Here is an 18540-nt window from a genome sequence, read left to right as displayed (position 1 = left end):
TGGGCTCCGCTAGTACTGCAGCGAGGGGTAGGCAGCGGACTCTCCGCGGCCCTCCGGTGTCAGGTCGAGAGCGCCCCAGATCGGCCAGATCGGGTCCATGGCCGTGGAGTCCCCGCGTGCGAAGACCTGCTCGCTCGCCCACCGATGGTGGATGCCGTCCTCGTCGCGGGAGAACACATTCAGGATCGGCAGCTGAACACCGTCCGCTGTTTCGGCGTGATAGTCGCGGTTGAAGGTGTTGTTCTTCGACGACAGGAGCCGCAGGTTCCGCCACTGGCGCTCCCAGGCGTAGGCGCCGAGCCGAGCCGCGTCCGTCTTCGCAATCACGACGAGGTTGATCCGCTCGGCGAGGTGGAAGGCGGCACCTTCGAGCCCGTCGACGACCGAGGTGCACGACGGGCACGGCTGCTCGACGAGCGGCAGCAGAGCCGTCTGCCCCTCCACAGCACCCGCTCGCGGGTCCTCCGCCCAACGCGGGAACATCATGTTGTAGATGACAAGCGTGTTCTTGCTCGACGCGAACAGTTCGGAGAAGCGCACCTCGCTTCCGTCGGCGGCGGACTCGAAGACGTAGTCCTGAGCGAGGAGGCCGCCGGACGGCAGAGCCCGCCGCTGCGCCGCTACCTGCTCGTTGATCTGCCGAAGCCTTTCCTCCGCTTCCAGCAGTTTCTTGCGTGATTGCCGGTATTCGGTCGACTCGCCAGGAAACTGAATGTTCGGATCGCGCAGCATTGCCGACCACTTGCTCATATCACGTGGACCACCCTTGAGGGCCATCGGCTCATCCTTTCCTCGTGCTTCGATCGCCCGGTTGTCGGCCTCGGACACGCGTCGAACCTTTTTGAGATAATGCGTTGACTGGACCCGGCCCAACGACCTGCGATATCCGACTTGCAGACAGCGCGGTACTACCGTGACAACAACTCCGCCGGAGGCTCAGCACCCAGCGCCGAAACGATCCCCGCTACCTTCGCGTCCAGGACACGGCCGACCTCGGCGATCCTGTCATCACCGAAACCTTCATAGAGAGTGCTCCGACACCTCATACGGCATGCCGAGCGAAACAGCGAGCCGGCGTTGATTCACCGAGCTGACCGGACGACCGACATCCGTCATCATCACTCCTCTACAGCGAACCTGAGCCATCCTCGATACGAGAACCGGAACCTTCCGACGAAGTCGCCGCATCGTCGCGGAGCACAACCTCAGCGTCCCCCACCACCTCACCGCAGCTGGCGCACACCACGGCCGGCACCAAATCGTGGTCGCGATGACGCAGCTGCCGAGTCGGCGACGACACCGCCCACTGGTTGCCCCACGAAATCAGCCCCTGGATGACGGGCGCCAGATCCCGCCCCGCCGCGGTGAGGAAGTAGCCATCACGACCACCTCCCTCTCCCAACGGGCGTCGCTCCAAGATCCCGGCAGTCACCAGCTCGCGCAGCCGCTTGGCGAGCCGATCTGTCGGAGCACCGGTGTTGCGAGCAATCTCGGTGAATCGATGTTGGCCGAGAACAACTTCACGCACGGCCAACATCGCCCAACGCTCACCCACGAGCTGCAACGCTGCCGCCATTGCACACGGCCGGCCAGGCAGCGACGCGGGATCGATCCGAGTCGTACTCACGCCACGAACCTAACGCTGGACGCTTTGAAAACCAAAGTGTTATGCCCGGCGTCACACCCGCCACCAGCAGCGACCCGCCACATCGGGCGGACTGACCGAATCATCCGGTGCTCCATCACCGGCTGCTCGAGTCGGCCCGCGACCGCCGCCGGGGCGGGCGCATCCGGCTGGTCCCTGACGAGCACGGCTCGGATGGGTAGGCCGCTCCGGCCGGATGATCCGGCGCGCCGGCCCGAGCCATGCCGCGCTGCGGCGCTCAAGCGGACCCTGCTCATTGGGACGAGGTCGTCAGGGGCCTCGGCCTCGAGCACCTGCGACGGCACGCCCTCCGTCACACCGGCCTGACGTGATGGCAGATGCCGGCGTCCCTGTGCACGTGCTTCGCACGATCGCCGGGCACGGACGGATCGCCGACCACCGCGCAGCGGTGCCTGCACCTGAACCGACGCCCGGTCACGGCGGCCGCCAACGCCCTGAGTGCCTTCCTCACGTACGCCCGGCGGGGCAGGGCCGGGCCGCGTCGCCCTTGGCCCGGCGCAGCCGGATGCCTCGAGGGGCGTGCTGGTCATCGATCCCCTCGAGGCACCCGGCATGGGCCCTGCCCGGCCGTCAGAGGACGGGGTACTGGTCGCGGACCGGGCTCAGCGACTCCAGCAGCGAAGCGATGTGCAGGATCGTCGACTCCGCGTGCCAGGTGGCCGCCAACTGCACACCGATCGGCATGCCGTCGCTGCTCGTGCCGAACCGCATGGACAGGGCCGGGAGGCCCGTCAGGCTGAACGGGACGGTCGTCGAGCTCACGTGGAAGGCGTCCACCGTCCGTCCGTCGAGGGTGAACTGCCCGAGCTGGTGCGCGTGCGCAGGGATCGTCGTCACCGGGAGCAGCAGCACGTCGTACCGCTGGAAGTACTCCGCGAACCCGTCCCGGAGCCGCTCGATGCCCTGCTCGGCCAGGACGTAGTCCTCCACGGACGTGTCGGGCAGGGCGAGCAAGGTCTTGGAGTAGCTGAACATCTGGTCCTCGTGACCCGCGGTGACCTCCCGGAAGGCCGGCTTCACCTCCATGACGTGCTGCCGCATGAAGAGGTCGAGAGGGTTGTCCCGCTCGAGAGCCGGGATGCTCACGGCCTCGACCCGGGCCCCTGCTCCCTGCAGTGCGTCGGCGGCCGCCTGCACGGTTGCCGCGACCTCCGGGTCGGTCGGACCGAGCCCGGAGTCGACCAGCCAGCCGACGCGGACCGGCCGGTCCGGCGAGGCGCCCAGGCCGGCGTCGAACTCGCGCGGGACGGTGGCAAAGCCGTCGGCGCCGTCAGGACCGGCCAGCAGTGAATACGCCAGTTCCAGGTCGCGAACGGTGCGGGCCATCGGACCGGCATGCCAGTCACGGCGCGGCTCCCGCGGCCAGATCCCCGTCATCGGGATGCGCCCGTGCGTCGGCTTGAGGGCCGCGACACCGGTGTCGGCCGCCGGACCGCGCACCGAGATGGACAGGTCGCTTGCGAGTCCGAGCGGCGACATCCCGGCCGCGATCGCGGCGGACTCGCCGCCGCTCGAGCCGCCGGACGAGCGGTTGATGTCCCAGGGGTTGTTCGTCCTGCCCGTCAGGAGGTTGTCGGACTCGATCCAGTAGGAGAACTCCGGGAGATTGGTCTTCGCCAGGAGGATCCCGCCGGCGCGCTTCATACGCGCCACGCTGGTGGCGTCCGTGTCGGGGATACGCCCCGCGAAGATGGGCGAGCCGCGCTGGGTGAGCACCCCGGCGGTGTCGAACGCGTCCTTGGCCGTGAAGGGCACGCCGTGGAGCGGCCCCACCTGCGTACCCGCTGCGAGCTCCTCGTCCGCCGCCCTCGCGGCGTCCAGCGCACCGTCGGCGAGCGTGACGACGGCGTTGAGCTTCGGATTGATGGCCTCGATGCGGTCGAGGTGCGCCTGCACCACCTCGACGGAGGAAACCCTCCTGGCGCGAATCAGCTCGGCGAGCTCGGTCGCGTCGGAGTGGATGAGGTCGGTGGTCATGATGAATTCCTCTCTCTTAGACCGGTCTACTAGTAACCGACACAGCCTGGGCCCGGTGTGCCGCAGGCGGCGGTGTCTCGTCAGACGTGGAGAACCCGGCGCGTGACCGCCATGGCGCGGTCGAGCTGGCCGGGGTTGCTATGGATCTTCGCAATCATGCTCGCCCCGAGCCACAGGTCGTAGAGGGCCTCAGCCGTCGCGCGGGGGCTGTCGTCGACGGACACGGATCCGTCCGCGATGCCGTCGACGATCATCCGCTCCAGACGGTCGACGATCGCCGCGGTCCCGTCCTTCGTCGCGACGCGCATCGCCTCCGACAGGTCGGCGATCTCCGTACCCAGCTTGACGACCAGGCACCCGCCCTGGCAGTCGTCAGCGACCTGGGTGTCGTAGAAGTACTGCCAGTACCGCATCAGGTGCTCCGCCGAGCTCTTCTCCGTGTGGGCGACGATGCCGTCCATGGTCGCGAAGTAGTCGTCGAAGTAGCTCTTCATCATCGCCTCGCCGAAGGCGTCCTTGGAATCGAAGTAGTGATAGAACGACCCCTTCGGCACGCCGGCCTCGGCGAGCACCTCGTTGATGCCGACCGCGGCGTAACCCTTGGCGAGGACGATCCTCCGCGCGGCGTCCAGAAGGCTCTGACGGGTTCCCATCTTGGCTGGCATGGCGCCACGGTGGCACCGGATTAGACCGGTCGTCTAGAGACTGTGACGAGTGCCATCGCACCTGGGACCTGGTAGGGCTGTGTCAAGTCGTGGCATGCGGGTGACCGGCCCACCAGCGCTGAGAATGCTCGGACCACCCACCGCCCAACTCGACAAACTCGCCCAACTACGCGAACTCGGGGTCGACCAATTCGCCATCTACGCCATGCACGACGCACGCGAACAGACGATCGAGGCCTACGGGGAATCGGTGATCCCCACGCTGTCCTGAACACCGCTCGCCAGCCCGGCGCAGATGGGAGCGGAATGCCGCTCGTCGCCGCCGAGTTGGTTGCAGCGTGAAGAAGATAGGGTTCCTCTCCTTCGGGCACTGGTCGGCGGCGCCGCACTCGATGGTGCGGTCGGCGGCTGACGCGCTGCTGCAGTCGATCGAGCTCGCGGTTGCCGCGGAGGAGGTGGGCGCCGACGGCGCGTACTACCGGATACACCACTTCGCCCAGCAGCTCGCCTCCCCGTTCCCGCTGCTGGCCGCGGCCAGGGCGCGGACCAGCCGGATCGAGCTGGGCACGGCCGTGATCGACATGCGGTACGAGAACCCGCTCTACATGGCGGAAGACGCCGGTGCCGCCGATCTCATCTCCGGTGGCCGGCTGCAACTGGGTATCAGCCGCGGATCACCGGAGCAGGTGATCGACGGCTTCCGCTACTTCGGGCACGTGCCGCCGGAGGGCACGAGCGATGCCGACATGGCGCGCGAGCACACCAAGGTGTTCCTCGAGGTGCTCAAGGGCAAGGGCTTCGCCCAGCCCAACCCGCGCCCGATGTTTCCCAACCCGCCCGGCCTGCTGCGGGTCGAGCCGCACTCAGCAGGTCTGCGGGACCGGATCTGGTGGGGCGCAGGAACCCGAGCGACCGCGGAGTGGACGGCCGAGCAGGGGCTGAACCTCATGAGCTCGACGCTGCTCTCCGAGGACACCGGCGTGCCCTTCCACCAGCTCCAGGCCGAACAGATCCAGCGGTTCCGCAACGCCTGGGAGGCCGCTGGGCACGACCGCGAGCCGCGCGTCTCGGTCAGCCGCAGCATCTTCCCGATCGTCAACGACCTCGATCGGCAGCTCTTCTGGCAGCAGCGGGACAGCACCGACCAGGTCGGCTGGCTGGACGGGGGCAACGCCCGGTTCGGCCGGACGTACGCGGGTGAGCCGGACAAGCTGGTCGCCGACCTCGCCGAGGACGAGGCGATCGCCGCTGCGGACACGCTGCTCCTGACCGTGCCCAACCAGCTAGGCGTCGAATACAACGCCCACGTCATCGAGAGCGTGCTCACCCACCTCGCCCCCGAGCTGGGCTGGCGCTGATCCGGCGGGAGAGGTCGGCGCTGGACGTTGAAGCGGAACGAATCCGCTGGTGCCTCCCCGATCCAGGACCACCGCCAGGCCGGTCGGCGCCACACGTTCCTGGATCAACACGGGTTCCGTGTCAGAGAACTCGTCGCGACCACCGGCGGGATCGGGGTGCGTAGCGGGGTTGACGCCGATCGGGGACGCTGGGACGACCTGCGGCCGGCGGGGATCACCTCGTCTCCGTCGCACAGCTCCCCTGTCGGCGCGTGGCCTGCGGTCCTCAGGCGCGCTCCGCCCGGGAGAGGAGCGCGAGGTAGCGGCCGCCGGGTATGCCGTCCGGCGCAGTCCGGCCCGTCCCCGGGACGGACGGTATGAAAGACGCTTAGGAGTCCTCAGACCGCCTCGACGCCCTCTGGACCCTGCTGCTCATGCCCGGGCTGCGCCGCAGCGCGAAGCCTGCGCCCTGCACCGGGACGACGTCGACTCCGCCGCGCGCACCCTGCGGATTTCCAGAGCGCACAACGCGGCGATAGCCAACTGCGCGAGTTGCCGACCAAGACCCGGCGCAACAACCGCGCCGTCCACCTCCGCGCGCTGCGCCTACGCCCTCGCCGACCGCCACCGCCGGCTTCAGGAAGCCCACGGGCAAGAACCAGGCCCAGCCCTGGCCACTCGCCATTGAGGCGACCATGAACGCCTACGGCCACGGGAAGTACCGAATGCTGCCCGACGCGGGCACCCACGTTCGCGACCTGGTCCTGCAAGTTTCAAGAAGGAAATGCCCATCGGCTGACGAGGAAACGCCCGTCCCGAGATGGTCCGGTGCGGTCGACTGAGGTACGCCATCCAGGACCGCCTCGCCCTGCCATGAGGAACTCTGTTTACCTGCGCCAACCCGTCCGAACGGACCGAACTCGTCTCGCACGCCGCACCTGCGTTCGCAGACGTCCCGTTACGGTCTCGTTTTCAGGATGAAGGCCACGCCGGCAGCCCGATCACTGGTCCGCTGTCCCTACGGCGCACCGATCGCGGCTTGGGCAGACCCGCGGCTTTCCTGCCGCACGCTGTGACGGCCAAGCCGCCATCGATAGAGCTCGACGAGATCCAGAACGTGATCATTCCCTCCATAGAGCCAGTCGGAACCTGCCGACGTCACCGCTTGGCAGCCGAGGGAACAAGACCGCCGCGGAGCCGGTTCCGCGACAAATTCGTCACGCTGGTCAAGGCGAGCAGCGCGTGCGCGACGGCGCCGCATGGCAGCAGCCCTCAAACAATCATCACATCTAACATCGGCACAAAGGAGTACGAATGGAATTCGAGAACACCAACACGGCAGTTGTTTTCATCGACCCTCAGAATGACGTCCTGAGTGAACATGGAGTCAACTGGGGGGTACTGGGGGCGAGTGTCACAGAGAACAAGACCGTCGAGAACATGGAGCGAATCTTCGAGGCCGCAAAGACCCGTGGATACGAGGTCTTCATCTCTCCCCACTACTTCTATCCCACCGACAACGGGTGGCGAATGAACGGTCCGCTCGAGACGGCCGAGTTCGATACTCATACATTTGAGCGCCCCGGACAGCTCGACCTGACTGGCTTCACGAATTCGGGCGCCGACTGGCTGAACCGCTTCAAGCCTTACATCGAGGACGGAGCGACCGTCGTCGTCAGCCCGCACAAGGTCTTCGGGCCTCAAACCAACGATCTGGTACTGCAACTGCGCAAGCGTGGGATCGACAGGGTCATCCTGGGCGGAATGCTGGCGAACATGTGCGTCGAGTCCCATTTGCGTGACCTCATCGAGCAGGGATTCGAGGTAGCTGTCGTCGCGGACGCAACGGCTGCCCCCCGGCACCCCGTCTGGGGAGACGGCTATCCGGCGGCACTTGTCAACTACCGGTACTTGGCACACGCCGTGCTGTCGACGGACGAAGCCGTCGAGAGAATGTAAGAGGCACCGTCAACCTGCATCGCTGCTGATCAGCAGCGCCGGTGCGCCCGCCGGCGTCGAATCCGCCGCCACCGCCGCAATGGGGCAGGTCGCGTCTGTGACCGAGCCGGACCCGGTCGGGTCAATCGGCACCGGCGATCGCAGCCTGGACCACTGGAGCCGCCGTTCCGCATCGCGGCGTTCCCTCGCGGCGCGCACATCCACCGGCCCCGCGGCGCGAGCACCTGCCTCCCCGCAGGTGGCCGGGGGCGACGGCGCTGCGGATCGTCCCTCCGATTTCCGGGTTTGCGCCGTCCCGGCTGGTCCCGGCGAGCGCGTCGGCAAGGGTCTGGCGGCCGCACGCTCAGTCCGTTGTGGCGGCAGAGGTCCGCTCCATGAGGCGCTCGCGTGCCTCCGTAGGTTTTGTGTTGCAATCGTGAAGTGTCTCTGGACGAGCTTCGTGTGCTGCTGGACCGGCATGCGCGTCCTGATCTGGCTACCTCCATCGACGGCGTCCGGATCTGCAAGGTCGACTACGCCGCTGCGCCGGAGTCCTCGATGTCCGGGACGGTGCTGGCGGTCATCGCCCAGGGCGGCAAGCGTCTTGCGCTAGGCGACCGCTTCTACGACTACGGCGCCGGTCAGTATCTCGTCGCCTCGGTCGACGTCCCGGTCACCGGACATGTCATGGACGTCGCTCCCGGCATGCCCACGCTCGGCTTCGGAATGACTCTGGAACCTGCCGTCATCGCGGAGCTGCTGCAGGCCGAGCCGGGGGATCTGCCGTGGTCTCCTGGCACGGCGCAGCCAGGGATCGCGGTGAGCGACGCCCCGGATGAGTTGCTCGACGCCGTGGTGAGGCTGCTGCGCCTGCTCGACCGGCCACGAGACCGGAAAACACTGGCCCCGCTGTACGAGCGCGAGATCCTCTGGCGGTTGATGACCGGGGAACAAGGTGACGTCGTCTGCCAGCTCGGCGTGGCGGACAGCAGCCTGGCCCACGTCAGACGTGCCGTGCGGTGGATCCGGGAGAACTACACCCGGCCGTTCCGGGTCGAGGAGGTGGCACAGCTGTCGGGGATGAGCGTCTCCGCCTTCCACCGGAACTTCCAGGCGGTGACGGCAATGAGCCCGATTCAGTTCCAGAAGAACATCCGATTGCAGGCGGCGAGACTCCTTCTGACGAATCGTCCGAACGACATCACAGGCGTCGGCCAGCGTGTCGGGTACGACAGTCCGTCCCAGTTCAGCCGAGAGTACCGGCGCCAGTTCGGTGTCCCGCCCAGCGTCGATGCGGCTCGATTGCGTGGTGGAGCGGGGCCCGCTGGCGCAGCGCTGCCGTGAACGCCGCATGAGCGAAGAGGAATGTGCAAACACGCGAGAGGATCTTGCTAGCCCGGCGTCAGCAGCGCTGATTTCCTGAGAAGTATGAAGCACCGCAGGCTGGGCCGGACCGGAGTTGGGGGCGACGACGTATCCCCCGACAACGAGCGGCAGAGCGGACTGTGACCATGGACGACGCTGTAGCCCGCGCTCTCGACATCGGGCCGCACTCCTCCACGACCGAGCGCACAATCGACATCACCACGCTGGGCAGGCGCAGCGGTATCCCGCGACGCATCGAGGTCTGGTTCCACCGCGTCGACGGTCGTTGGTACCTGACCGGCACGCCCGCTCCCCGCAGCTGGTGCGCGAACTTGCGCGCCAACCCGCGGTTCGTCGTCCATCTCAAGCACGGGGTGACGGCCGACCTGCCCGCGACCGCGAGGCCGGTGGACGAGCCGACACGACGGCGGGTGATCACCGCTGTCCTCGACCTGCAGAACCAGCCCGAGATCACCGCGCGGGTCAGCCGACGCCAGGACCTCGACGAGTGGCTCGCGCGCAGTCCGCTGGTCGAGATCGTGTTCGACGACAAGCAGTTGCGGACTGAGCCTTCGGCGCGATCCGAATGGTCCGAATCTCAGTAATCGGTGGCGTCGGGCCCGTCTCCGGGTTCTCAACGTCAGCATGTCGGGTCCGCCCCGTCGCACGGCGTCTACCAACGCAGGCCGCCGCAACACGCGTCTGCCGATTTGCGCGTATCGATGGCACTCACTCACGCTCCACGACCACGTCCACAGGAGAAGCATGAAGTACCGCACGCTGGGCCGGACCGGAATCGAGGTCAGCCCGTACTGCCTGGGCACCATGATGTTCGGGGCCGTGGGAACGATCACGACGACTCGGTCCGGATCATCCACAAGGCCTTGGACGCAGGGATCAACTTCGTCGACACCGCCGACGTGTATTCCCACGGTGAATCCGAGGAAATCGTCGGCAAGGCGCTCAGGGGCCGCCGCGACGACGTCGTGCTCGCCAGCAAGGTGCACTACCCGATGAGCACCGGCCCGAACCACAAGGGCAACTCACGGCGCTGGATCGTCACCGCAGTCGAGAGCTCCCTACGCCGCCTGCAGACCGACCACCTCGACCTCTACCAGATCCACCGCCCCGACCCGACGGTCGATGTGGAGGAGACACTCTCGGCCTTGTCCGACCTGATCCACAGCGGCAAGGTGCGTGCAATCGGTACGTCGAGCTTCCCGGCCTCGGAGATCGTCGAGGCGCAGTGGGTCGCCGAGCGGCGCGGCCTTGAGCGTTTCCGGACCGAGCAGCCGCCGTACTCGATCATCAACCGGAACATCGAACGCGAGGTGCTGCCGATCGCTCAGCGCCACGGCATGGGCACGCTGGTCTGGAGCCCGCTGGGTCAAGGCATGCTCACCGGCCGATTCCGCAAGGGCCGGCAGGCCGACAGCCACCGGTCCGGCCTCATGCCGGGGCACTTCGGCGAGCGCAAGCTCGACGTGGTCGAACAGGTCATCCCGCTCGCCGAGAAGGCCGGCCTGCGGATGACCCACCGCGCGATGGCGTTCGCGCTCGCGCACCCGGGCGTCACCTCGGCGATCATCGGGCCGCGCACCATGGAACAGCTCGACGACCTCCTGGCCGGCACCGACGTCACCCTGGACGACGAGATCCTCGACCGGATCGACGAGATCGCCCCACCGGGTACCGACGCCGACACCAACGACGTGGCCTACACGCCTCCGGCCGTCTCGAACGTGAGCCTGCGTCGCCGACCCGTCGCTGAGCGCTCCGCCGCCTGAACGACCACCAGGTGACGCTCCGTCATACGGAGCCCCGTCGCCGAACCGGCCCCGCTACCGTGACGCCGACCGGGACTGCCATGCGCGATGGTCCCGCGGCGAGGGTACGGGTGCCGGAAACCATGTCACCGCGGATCGTGGGTCGAGGTGTCGCGCATCGATCGGTTACGACTGCTCCGCCCATGCCGTGGCCAGCAGTTCGTAGGACCGCACCCGGTCGGCGTGTCCGTGCGTGATCGTGGTGATCAGCAGTTCGTCGGCCGCGGTGACGTCACGCAGCGCTCGTAGCCGGTCGACGACGCCACCCGCCGAGCCCACGAACTGGGTGGCCACCCGGTCGGCTACGAGCTTGCGCTCCTCGTCGGTCCAGGTCAGCGCTGCGGCTTCGGCGGGGGTGGGGAAGGGGATCGCTCCCACGCCGGTGCGGATGCTGCGCACCCACGGGGCGTAACCGGCCGCGAGCTCACGAGCCGTCTCGTCGTCGGGCCCGACGACCACATCGGCCGAGACCATCACGTACGGAGCAGCCAGGCGAGCTGACGGCCGGAACGCGCCCCGGTACCCCTCGACGGCCTCGAGCACTGAGCTGGGACTCACGTGGTAGTTCGCTGCGAACGGCAGACCCCGCGCCCCGGCGACCTCGGCGCTCTCCCCTCCGCTGCTGCCGAGGATCCACGGCTCGACGCCGGCCTTGCTTCCCGGCACGGCCTGCACCGCCACTCCCTCGGGGGTGCGGTAGCTGCCTTCGAAGAGCGCCAGCACCTGCTCGACGACCTCGGGGTACGGCGGCGTCCTCGCGTCGGGCTGGCGGATCAGGGCAGCCTGTGCCCGGAACCGCGGCGAGGCGAGCAGGCCCGCGTGGGAGAACCGCGAGGGGATGACCACCCCGCCGACCGTTCGCGTGCCGACGGCGACGCTCTCGACCGGAGCCGGGGCCCTGCTCGGGGTGCGCGGCCCACCCGAGCGGCCGAGACCCAGGTCGATCCGGCCCGGGTACAGCGCGTCGAGGGTGCCGAACTCCTCGACCACTGAGAGGGGGGTGCGGTGGCCGGTCTGGACCGCTCCCGAGCCGACCCTGATGCGGTGGGTCTCGCGCGCGACGGCGGCGATGAGAAGCGCAGGGACGGACCCGGCCACCCCTGGGTTGAGGTGGTGCTCGGCGAGCCAGAAGCGCCGGTAGCCCAGCCGCTCGGCATGCCGTGCGAGGTCGACGGTGTGCTGCAGCGCCTCCGCGACCGTCGAACCTGAGGAGATCGGGGATAGGTCGAGAACGGACAGGGGAGTGACCGGCACGGTCATCGGGGGAACTCCAGGGTGTGGGGCACGGCCCGAGCGCCCTGCACGTCACTCACGGTGGGGCAGCCCGGGAAGGGACTGACGGGGAGATCCGGGTCAGCGACAGAACTCGTCGAACGCGAGACCGCGCCGGGACGGCCAGAACCCCTCCAGGAAACACCCTGGCTCCATGACCATCATCGTCGTCCGGGACGGTCGTGCAGACAAGTGGCCTCGGTGCACGCCGACGACACGGTCACCTGAAGACGTCGGCGATCCGATCCTGACAACGGCGAGCTCCGGTGGCGGGCTGGAGCAGCTGCACGGGCACGCACAGGGGCGGGTCGAAGGGCCGCACCGCGAGAGAGCAGGAGCTGGGATCGCCCTGCTCGCCGACGACCACGGTCCACGCGTCGGCCCCGGCGGCGATCTCGAGGGCGGCGTCCTCGACCGAGACGACGTGGCGACCACGGCCGGGTACGAAGCCCACCTCCGCGCAGCGGGCGATCACTGCGTCGTGGAACGCAGGGTCACCGGCGGCCGACGGCAGTCGCAGGCGCAGGTCGGCGAGTGCCTCGACCTGCACGGCCGGTTCGGCGGCGGCGGGGTGCGCGGCCGGCAGGACCGCCAGCAACTCGTCGGCCCCGACCTGGGTCGCGCGCACCCCCGCGGCAACGACGGGGCCACGGACCAGCGCCATGTCCAGCTCCCCGGCAGCGACGGCTGCTGCGTGTGCCGGGCCGGCGCCGTCGACGAGGACCAACTCGACGTCCGGCGCCATGCCGCGCAGTGTGGTGAGCCCGTGCAGCAGCCGGCGCCCCAGCCCCGGTGCCGTCCCCAACCGCACCACGTTCGCCCGGCCCCTGGCGAGCACGCCTGCGACGTCGCGGATGCGGTCGACGGCGGCCAGCGCAGCACGCACCTCGGCCAGCACACGGATCCCGTCGTCGGTGAGGGCCACCCGGTGGGAGGTGCGTTCGAGCAGCCGCACGCCCAGCTCCCGCTCCAACCGGCTGAGCTGCTGGCTCACGGCGGGTTGCACGAGGCCGAGCCGGGAGGCGGCTCGGCCGAAGTGCAGATCCTCGGCCACTGCCACGAAGGAACGCAGCTGCCGCAGTTCCACCTGACCTCCCACGATCACTGCTCGTTATCGTGCGCAGGGTAGTTGCCCATTGCCGGCTGTGATCCCCCACGCTGTGCTGGCCGGTATGAGAATCGGACTGTCGATCGAGGGCTCCGCACCGCTGCCCGAGGTGCTCGCGAGGATCGAACGGGCAGCGGCGGACGGCTTCGCCCGGGCCTGGCTGAGCGACGTGGGAGGCTGGGACCCGCTCACGGCGCTGGCGGCGCTGGGTGAGCGCGCACCGGGGATCGAGGTCGGCACCGCAGTCACCCAGCTCTTCGGGCGCCATCCCCTCCTCCTCGCCGGCCAGGTCCTGACGGCGCAGGCCGCGGTGGGCGGTCGGCTGACGCTCGGCGTGGCGCCCAGCCACCAGATGGTCGTCGAGCAGCGACTGGGTCTGCCGTGGGATCGCCCGGTGAGCCGGGTGCAGGAGCACCTCGACGTTCTCGTCCCGCTGTTGCAGGGCAAGGACGTCGAGTTCCACGGGCGCACGGTCACGGCGGCGGGTGGGGTCGACGCACCGGGCGCGACCCCAACAGCGGTCCTGCTCGCCGCCCATGGTCCCCGCATGCTCACCCTCGCCGGGGAGCGGGCAGATGGTGTGCTCACGCTCTGGGCCCGCCCGGATCTGGTCGCCGACTACATCGTCCCGACGGTCACCACCGCGGCCGCGGGCCGGGCGGCGCCTCGAGTGGTGGTGGGGCTCAACGCGACCGTGACCGCAGACCCGGACCGCGCGCGGCGCTACGTCGCCGAACACCTCGCACTTGCCGCGACGCTGCCCAGCTATCGCGGCTCGCTGGATCGGCAGGGCGCCGCGGGGCTGGAGGACGTCATCGTCGCCGGGGACGAGAAGGACGTCGAGGCCGCCGTGCGGCGCTACGCGGACGCCGGTGCGACCGAGCTCGTGCTCCTCTCCAGCGGGCCGCAGGACGACCGCGCTCGCACGATCGCGTTCTTCGCCGATCTCGCCCGACGAGCCCGTTGACCCGCCACCGCGAGCCACGCCGGAGGGTCCGGACCTGCCCGCCCTCGCGATGCCCTACCGGCCGCTGAGCAGCCAACGGGCGAGCGTGTCCAGCACGAACCCGAGTAGCCCGATCACCAGGATCAAGGCCATCACCTGGTCGTAGGCGAGCTGGTCGCGGGAGTTCAGGATCTCGTACCCCAGCCCGGAGGTGACGCCCAGCATCTCGGCGGGCACCAGCACCACCCAGGCGATGCCCAAGGCGAGCCGCAGCCCGGTCAGGACGTGCGGTCGGATCGCCGGCAGCACGACGGTGGTGAGGGCCTCGGCACGGGTCGCGCCCAGCGACCGGGCGGCTAGCAGGAAGCCAGGGTCGATCGAGCGGACCCCGGCGATCGTGTTGAGCACGATCGGCCAGATCGCGGCGGCTGCCACGAGGAAGTACACCGGCCGGTGCCCGATCCCGAAGAGCCCGATCGCCACCGGCGCCCACGACAACGGCGAGACCATGCGCAAGAACTGGAACACCGGCCCGGTTGCGGCGTCGAGGAGCGGGAGGAGCCCCACCGCGAGCCCGATCGCGAGGCCGAGCACGGCGGCGACGAGGAGGCCGACGAGGAGCCGCCACAGGCTCGTCGCGACGTCGTCGAGAAGGACACCCTGCCGGGCAAGGTCGACGACGGCGGGCAGCGCGTGCTGCGGGGCGAACGCGCGCAGCATCGAGTCCGGTGCCGTCAGGACCGTGGTGATCGTCCACCACACAGCGGTGGCGACGAGGATTCCGGCAACGGCTGGGAGGAGCGCGCCCGTCGGGCCTGCGACCCGCTGCTGCGCGGTGTGGGCGCGGGGAGAGGCGGTCACCGTCACGGGAGGAGCCCTTCGGTGCGGGAAAGCGAGGAGGACAGGCCGAACGCCGCGGGTCCGCCGACCGTGTCCAGGCTCGCGGTCACGAACCGGTCGTCGACCAGGTCGGCGTGCACGGCGGCCGGATCGAGACGGTCGAGGAAGCTGGTGTCGCCGTCGACGACGGTCTCACGCATCGCTGCGACGAGAGCCGCGGTGTAGGTCGGGAAGGGGTAGGGGGCGAAGCCGATGCGCTCCCCGTGCCATGTCGGCTCCTGGAGGACGCTCGCGTACTGGGCCGCCGAGCGGTTGAGCGCCTTCGCGACCGCGGGCCGCGGCTGGGGGAGGTACCGGCCGTTCGTGAGCAGGGCGGCCGCCTCGTCGCGGTGCCCGCCGATCCACAGCTGGGCTCCGACGAGCGAGTCGGTGAGCGCCCGCACGGTGTCGGGCGACCGCTCGACGAGCTCGCGACGGACCACGACCACGCAGCAGGCGTGGTCGCGCCACACGTCACCGAGGAAGCGCAGCACCCGGCCGACCCCGCGCAGCTCGGCGGCGGCGTTGAACGGATCCGCGACGACGTAGCCCGCGATCGTGCCCGTGTCCAGGGCGGGCAGCATGTCCGCCGGGCTCATCACGACGAGCCCGACCGTGCGCCCTGCCGCGGACGGCTGACGGCGCACCACCGGAACGAGACCTGCATCGCGCAGCATCCGCTGGAGCAGCACGTTGTGGATCGACCACCAGAACGGGATCGCCACCTGGCGCCCGGCCAGGTCCGTGGGGGCGGTGACCTCGGGGCCCACGGTGAGGGCGGAGCCGTTGGTGTGGTTCCACGCCAGCACGCGCAGCTGCGCGCCCAGCGCGTATCGCAGTTGGACCGCGAAGGGCATCAGCATGTGCGCCACGTCGATCTCGCGGGCCAGGAAGGCCTGCGCGAGCGACTCCCAGGCGCGGAACAGCACCGGTCGATCGACGGACAGGCCTGCGGAGGCGAACCGCCCGTCGGCGTGCGCGACGAGCAGCGGGGATGCGTCGGTGATCGGCAGGTAGCCGATCCTCACCGACCCGCCGGCCGTGCCGCCCCGCGCCGTCGAGCGCGGCGCCGTCACCAGGTCGGCGACACCGGCCACCCCGCCGGCCGCACCGGCGGCGCCCAGCGCGACGCCCCCCGCGAGCAACGCGCGACGCCCGATGCGGCCGGCCGTCACGTCACCGCTCCCCCGGCCGCGGCGCCGACCTGCGACCGGTAGCCGGCGAACAGCTCCGCCCGCAGGGGGTGGGTGGCGAGGTCGTCGTGCGCGACCGGGGGCAGCTGCTGCCAGTGCCCGGCGAGCGCGCCCGAGCCGTCGAGCAGCGCGATCTCGGAGGCGAGGTAGAGCGCCTCGTCGACGTCGTGGGTGACCAGCACGACGGCGACACCCAGCCGGTCGGCGGTCTCCCGCAGCCAGGTCTGCATACCCCGGCGGGTGGCGGGATCGAGCGCACTGAACGGCTCGTCCAGCAGCAGGACCTCGGGCGCCACGGCCGCCGCCCGTGCGATCGCCACCCGCTGCGCCTCCCCGCCCGAGAGCTGCGCCGGCCGAGCCGGTGCGAGGTCGGCGAGCCCGAACAGGTCCAGCAGCTCGTCAACGCGCGTCGGTTCGAAGCGCTCGCGGTTGACCCGGTAACGCCCGCCCAGCGCCACGTTCTCCCGAACACTCAGCCACGGCAGCAGCAGGGGCTGCTGGAACACCGTGCCCATCACCCCGGTGCCGCCGTCGGGCCTGCTCACCGTGCCCGCGTCGAGCGGTTCCAGCCCGGCGAGCAGGCGAAGCAGCGTGGACTTCCCGCTGCCGCTCGGACCCAGCACGACGAGCCGGGCGTCCCGCTCGACGTCGAGGTCGACGCCGTCGAGCACGGTCTTGCCCGGGTAGCGCTTCGTGGCGCCGGTCAGGCGCAGCGCGACAGTTCCCACCGCAGTTGCCCTTCCGTCGGAGCCTGCACGGGCAGGAAGGACGCCTCGCGCAGACGCCGGGCCACCGCGCTGCCGGATCGGTAGCCGGCACCACCGCGAAGCGTGGCCTCGAGACGCGCCGCTGCCACGGCTACCGCGGCAGAGTCCAGCCGCAGCCGCAGCAGCTCGGCCTTCTCGGGCTCGTCGGGACGGGCGGCCCAGCGGTGCAGTCGGCGCCGCACGTCGAGGAGGCGGGCGCCGAGCTCGTCGTGGTCCGGTTGCAGAGCGAGGTTCACGCCGGTGAGGTGCGCGGCGCTCTCCGTCACGCACCGCGTGGCGAGGCCGGCGCAGAAGGCCGTCTGCAGCAGCAGGAACGTGGGGCGGACCGTCGCGACGAACCCCGCGAGGTCGGTGGAGAGCAGGGCGTCGGGCGCCACGGCCACGCCGTCGAGCCGGGCGGACGACGACGCGGTGGAGTCCAGCGCGAGCAGCGGCGGGGCCGGGGCCACCTGCACACCCGGATCGGAGAGCCGGATCCGGACGACGGCGCGCTCCGCGGTGCCGGGGTCCTCGCCGATGCGCACCGGGAGCACCACCAGCGCGTCCGGGTAGAGCTGGGACGCCCAGTGGATCGGTCCGTGCAACCGCAGCCCGCCGGACGTGCGTTCGGCGACGACGGGAACCGGGGCGATCCCTGCGACGTCCCGCAGTGCGGGAGCCATCGCGGTGCAACCGGGCAGGGCTCCGCTGCCGACACCCTCGATCAGCTCCGCGTCGGCGCAGGCGGCGGCGCGGAGATAGGTGAGAACCATGCGCTGCGCCCACAGGGAGAACGCCGTGCTCAGGCACTCCCCCGCCACCTCCTCGACGAGACCGGTCACCCGCACGAGCAGGGTGTCGAGTAGCCCGAGGCCGCCGGCGAGCCGGACGGTGGCCCGCGGGTCCGTCCGTCCTGCGTCGATGTCAGCCGCCAGCTCCCGGGCCTGGGCCACCACGAGAGTGGCGGCGTCGGCCGGTGCCGCGGCGAGCGTGGCGGAGCCGTCCTGACTCATTCGGATGTCCCGGCGTCGAGCGCGTGCAAGCGGTCGATCGGGGTGTCGACGGCGGCGCGGCCGCGGCGCACCACGTCCTCGTCCGGGGCGTCGTAGAAGCACAGGCACTTCTCCATGTCCTCGCGCACGTAGGTGCGCAGGAAGCTCACCTCGGGCACGTCGGCGTAGCGGGGAGCCTTCGTGCGCTTGCGCTCGAGGTAGGTCTCCATGTCCAGATCGGCGGGCAGATCCCACTCGACGAGGTAACCCGCGCTCGGACGAGCGGCCTTGAGCGCGGCCAGGTCGGCGCCGACGAGCCGGACCTGGTCGGGGCCGCTGACGTCCGCGGCCGAGGAGACCGTCGTCCGGTTGATCCCCGCGGACAGCGGGGCGGAGCCGGCGGCCTCCACGACGGCGAAGACGCGGTCAAGTCCGGCGGTGACCTGCGACTCGATGAGATCGGCTCCAGCGTCGGCGGCGGCCTTGCTCACCTCGTCGACGAGTGCGTTCACGGCCGTGCGCTCGGCAGGGACGACGGTCAGCTCGAACAGGAACAACGGCATGGCTCTCTCCCAGAAACGACGCAGGCGTCGGCCACGGCGCGACGCGGCAGCGCGACGCCCTCAGATG

General features: G+C 70.0%; 17 protein-coding genes and 1 pseudogene. 7 read left to right on the top strand and 11 right to left on the bottom strand.

Annotated features, from left to right (window positions below):
* Window positions 1-9 precede the first annotated feature (9 nt).
* The 4 genes from ACQPZQ_RS16650 to ACQPZQ_RS16635 form a co-directional block, all read right to left on the bottom strand.
* Window positions 10-828 carry a DUF899 family protein gene (locus ACQPZQ_RS16650; RefSeq protein ID WP_433296666.1) on the bottom strand — a complete coding sequence of 273 codons (819 nt, stop codon included), beginning with the start codon at window positions 826-828 and terminating at the stop codon, window positions 10-12.
* Window positions 829-1126: 298 nt separating this feature from the next.
* Window positions 1127-1576: a winged helix-turn-helix transcriptional regulator gene (locus ACQPZQ_RS16645; RefSeq protein WP_433299249.1), complete on the bottom strand. Its 450-nt coding sequence runs from the start codon at window positions 1574-1576 to the stop codon at window positions 1127-1129.
* 660 nt (window positions 1577-2236) lie between these two features.
* The gene (locus ACQPZQ_RS16640) at window positions 2237-3643 is read right to left on the bottom strand and encodes an amidase (protein WP_433296664.1); all 1407 of its coding nucleotides are present in this window, start codon (window positions 3641-3643) and stop codon (window positions 2237-2239) included.
* 80 nt (window positions 3644-3723) lie between these two features.
* Entirely contained in the window at window positions 3724-4308 is a 585-nt protein-coding gene (locus ACQPZQ_RS16635) for a TetR/AcrR family transcriptional regulator (RefSeq protein WP_433296662.1), read from the bottom strand.
* A gap of 94 nt (window positions 4309-4402) precedes the next feature.
* Between ACQPZQ_RS16635 and ACQPZQ_RS16630 the strand changes: the two genes are divergently transcribed.
* The 6 genes and pseudogenes from ACQPZQ_RS16630 to ACQPZQ_RS16605 all read left to right on the top strand — a co-directional run bounded on the left by ACQPZQ_RS16630 (window position 4403) and on the right by ACQPZQ_RS16605 (window position 10735).
* Window positions 4403-4579, top strand: a complete 177-nt coding sequence (locus tag ACQPZQ_RS16630) for a hypothetical protein (RefSeq protein ID WP_433296660.1) — start codon at window positions 4403-4405, stop codon at window positions 4577-4579.
* A gap of 67 nt (window positions 4580-4646) precedes the next feature.
* Complete coding sequence (locus tag ACQPZQ_RS16625; RefSeq protein ID WP_433296658.1) at window positions 4647-5666, top strand: LLM class flavin-dependent oxidoreductase; 1020 nt, start codon at window positions 4647-4649, stop codon at window positions 5664-5666.
* 1293 nt (window positions 5667-6959) lie between these two features.
* Window positions 6960-7604, top strand: coding sequence for an isochorismatase family protein (locus tag ACQPZQ_RS16620; protein WP_433296656.1), 645 nt, complete (start codon window positions 6960-6962; stop codon window positions 7602-7604).
* Window positions 7605-8024: 420 nt separating this feature from the next.
* Window positions 8025-8927, top strand: a complete 903-nt coding sequence (locus tag ACQPZQ_RS16615) for an AraC family transcriptional regulator (RefSeq protein ID WP_433296654.1) — start codon at window positions 8025-8027, stop codon at window positions 8925-8927.
* 167 nt (window positions 8928-9094) lie between these two features.
* On the top strand, window positions 9095-9553 hold the full coding sequence (locus ACQPZQ_RS16610; RefSeq protein ID WP_433296652.1) for a nitroreductase/quinone reductase family protein: 459 nt from the start codon (window positions 9095-9097) through the stop codon (window positions 9551-9553).
* 160 nt (window positions 9554-9713) lie between these two features.
* Window positions 9714-10735: pseudogene (locus ACQPZQ_RS16605) on the top strand (aldo/keto reductase).
* Between the two features lie 165 nt (window positions 10736-10900).
* Here the strand turns inward: ACQPZQ_RS16605 and ACQPZQ_RS16600 are convergent.
* Together ACQPZQ_RS16600 and ACQPZQ_RS16595 are read right to left on the bottom strand one after the other, a co-directional pair.
* On the bottom strand, window positions 10901-12034 hold the full coding sequence (locus ACQPZQ_RS16600) for an LLM class flavin-dependent oxidoreductase (RefSeq protein WP_433296649.1): 1134 nt from the start codon (window positions 12032-12034) through the stop codon (window positions 10901-10903).
* 232 nt (window positions 12035-12266) lie between these two features.
* A complete protein-coding gene (locus tag ACQPZQ_RS16595; protein WP_433296647.1) occupies window positions 12267-13133 on the bottom strand; it encodes a LysR family transcriptional regulator in 867 nt (288 codons plus the stop codon).
* Window positions 13134-13218: 85 nt separating this feature from the next.
* Here ACQPZQ_RS16595 and ACQPZQ_RS16590 point away from each other — a divergent pair, with 85 nt between their 5' ends.
* A complete protein-coding gene (locus tag ACQPZQ_RS16590; protein ID WP_433296645.1) occupies window positions 13219-14121 on the top strand; it encodes a TIGR03564 family F420-dependent LLM class oxidoreductase in 903 nt (300 codons plus the stop codon).
* A 54-nt stretch (window positions 14122-14175) separates the two neighbouring features.
* Here ACQPZQ_RS16590 and ACQPZQ_RS16585 read toward each other — a convergent pair whose 3' ends face one another.
* From ACQPZQ_RS16585 to ACQPZQ_RS16565, 5 genes are read right to left on the bottom strand one after another with little or no spacing between them, the layout of a single operon-like run.
* Complete coding sequence (locus ACQPZQ_RS16585; RefSeq protein ID WP_433296643.1) at window positions 14176-14967, bottom strand: ABC transporter permease; 792 nt, start codon at window positions 14965-14967, stop codon at window positions 14176-14178.
* The gene (locus ACQPZQ_RS16580; protein ID WP_433296640.1) at window positions 14964-16154 is read right to left on the bottom strand and encodes an ABC transporter substrate-binding protein; all 1191 of its coding nucleotides are present in this window, start codon (window positions 16152-16154) and stop codon (window positions 14964-14966) included. The genes ACQPZQ_RS16585 and ACQPZQ_RS16580 overlap by 4 nt, the downstream gene beginning before the upstream one ends.
* Window positions 16151-16900 (bottom strand): ABC transporter ATP-binding protein, encoded by a 750-nt coding sequence (locus tag ACQPZQ_RS16575; RefSeq protein ID WP_433296637.1) that lies wholly within the window; start codon window positions 16898-16900, stop codon window positions 16151-16153. Before ACQPZQ_RS16575 ends, ACQPZQ_RS16580 begins: the two co-directional genes overlap by 4 nt.
* Window positions 16876-17931: a hypothetical protein gene (locus ACQPZQ_RS16570; protein ID WP_433296635.1), complete on the bottom strand. Its 1056-nt coding sequence runs from the start codon at window positions 17929-17931 to the stop codon at window positions 16876-16878. The genes ACQPZQ_RS16575 and ACQPZQ_RS16570 overlap by 25 nt, the downstream gene beginning before the upstream one ends.
* Entirely contained in the window at window positions 17928-18473 is a 546-nt protein-coding gene (locus ACQPZQ_RS16565) for a DUF4242 domain-containing protein (protein ID WP_433296633.1), read from the bottom strand. The genes ACQPZQ_RS16570 and ACQPZQ_RS16565 overlap by 4 nt, the downstream gene beginning before the upstream one ends.
* Between the last annotated feature and the right edge of the window lie 67 nt (window positions 18474-18540).

The organism is Pseudonocardia sp. CA-142604 (assembly GCF_050948475.1).
GTDB lineage: Bacteria > Actinomycetota > Actinomycetes > Mycobacteriales > Pseudonocardiaceae > Pseudonocardia > Pseudonocardia alaniniphila.
Note: the sequence above shows the minus strand (reverse complement) of the source record. Positions and strands in the feature narration are given on the sequence as shown.

Bases quoted from the DNA above. Each gene is read 5' to 3' on its own strand.
- ACQPZQ_RS16635 (WP_433296662.1), bottom strand. From the start codon at position 4,308: ATGCCAGCCAAGATGGGAACCCGTCAGAGCCTTCTGGACGCCGCGCGG.
- ACQPZQ_RS16620 (WP_433296656.1), top strand. From the start codon at position 6,960: ATGGAATTCGAGAACACCAACACGGCAGTTGTTTTCATCGACCCTCAG.
- ACQPZQ_RS16610 (WP_433296652.1), top strand. From the start codon at position 9,095: ATGGACGACGCTGTAGCCCGCGCTCTCGACATCGGGCCGCACTCCTCC.
- ACQPZQ_RS16590 (WP_433296645.1), top strand. From the start codon at position 13,219: ATGAGAATCGGACTGTCGATCGAGGGCTCCGCACCGCTGCCCGAGGTG.
- ACQPZQ_RS16600 (WP_433296649.1), bottom strand. From the start codon at position 12,034: ATGACCGTGCCGGTCACTCCCCTGTCCGTTCTCGACCTATCCCCGATC.
- ACQPZQ_RS16630 (WP_433296660.1), top strand. From the start codon at position 4,403: ATGCGGGTGACCGGCCCACCAGCGCTGAGAATGCTCGGACCACCCACC.
- ACQPZQ_RS16570 (WP_433296635.1), bottom strand. From the start codon at position 17,931: ATGAGTCAGGACGGCTCCGCCACGCTCGCCGCGGCACCGGCCGACGCC.
- ACQPZQ_RS16640 (WP_433296664.1), bottom strand. From the start codon at position 3,643: ATGACCACCGACCTCATCCACTCCGACGCGACCGAGCTCGCCGAGCTG.
- ACQPZQ_RS16565 (WP_433296633.1), bottom strand. From the start codon at position 18,473: ATGCCGTTGTTCCTGTTCGAGCTGACCGTCGTCCCTGCCGAGCGCACG.
- ACQPZQ_RS16645 (WP_433299249.1), bottom strand. From the start codon at position 1,576: ATGGCGGCAGCGTTGCAGCTCGTGGGTGAGCGTTGGGCGATGTTGGCC.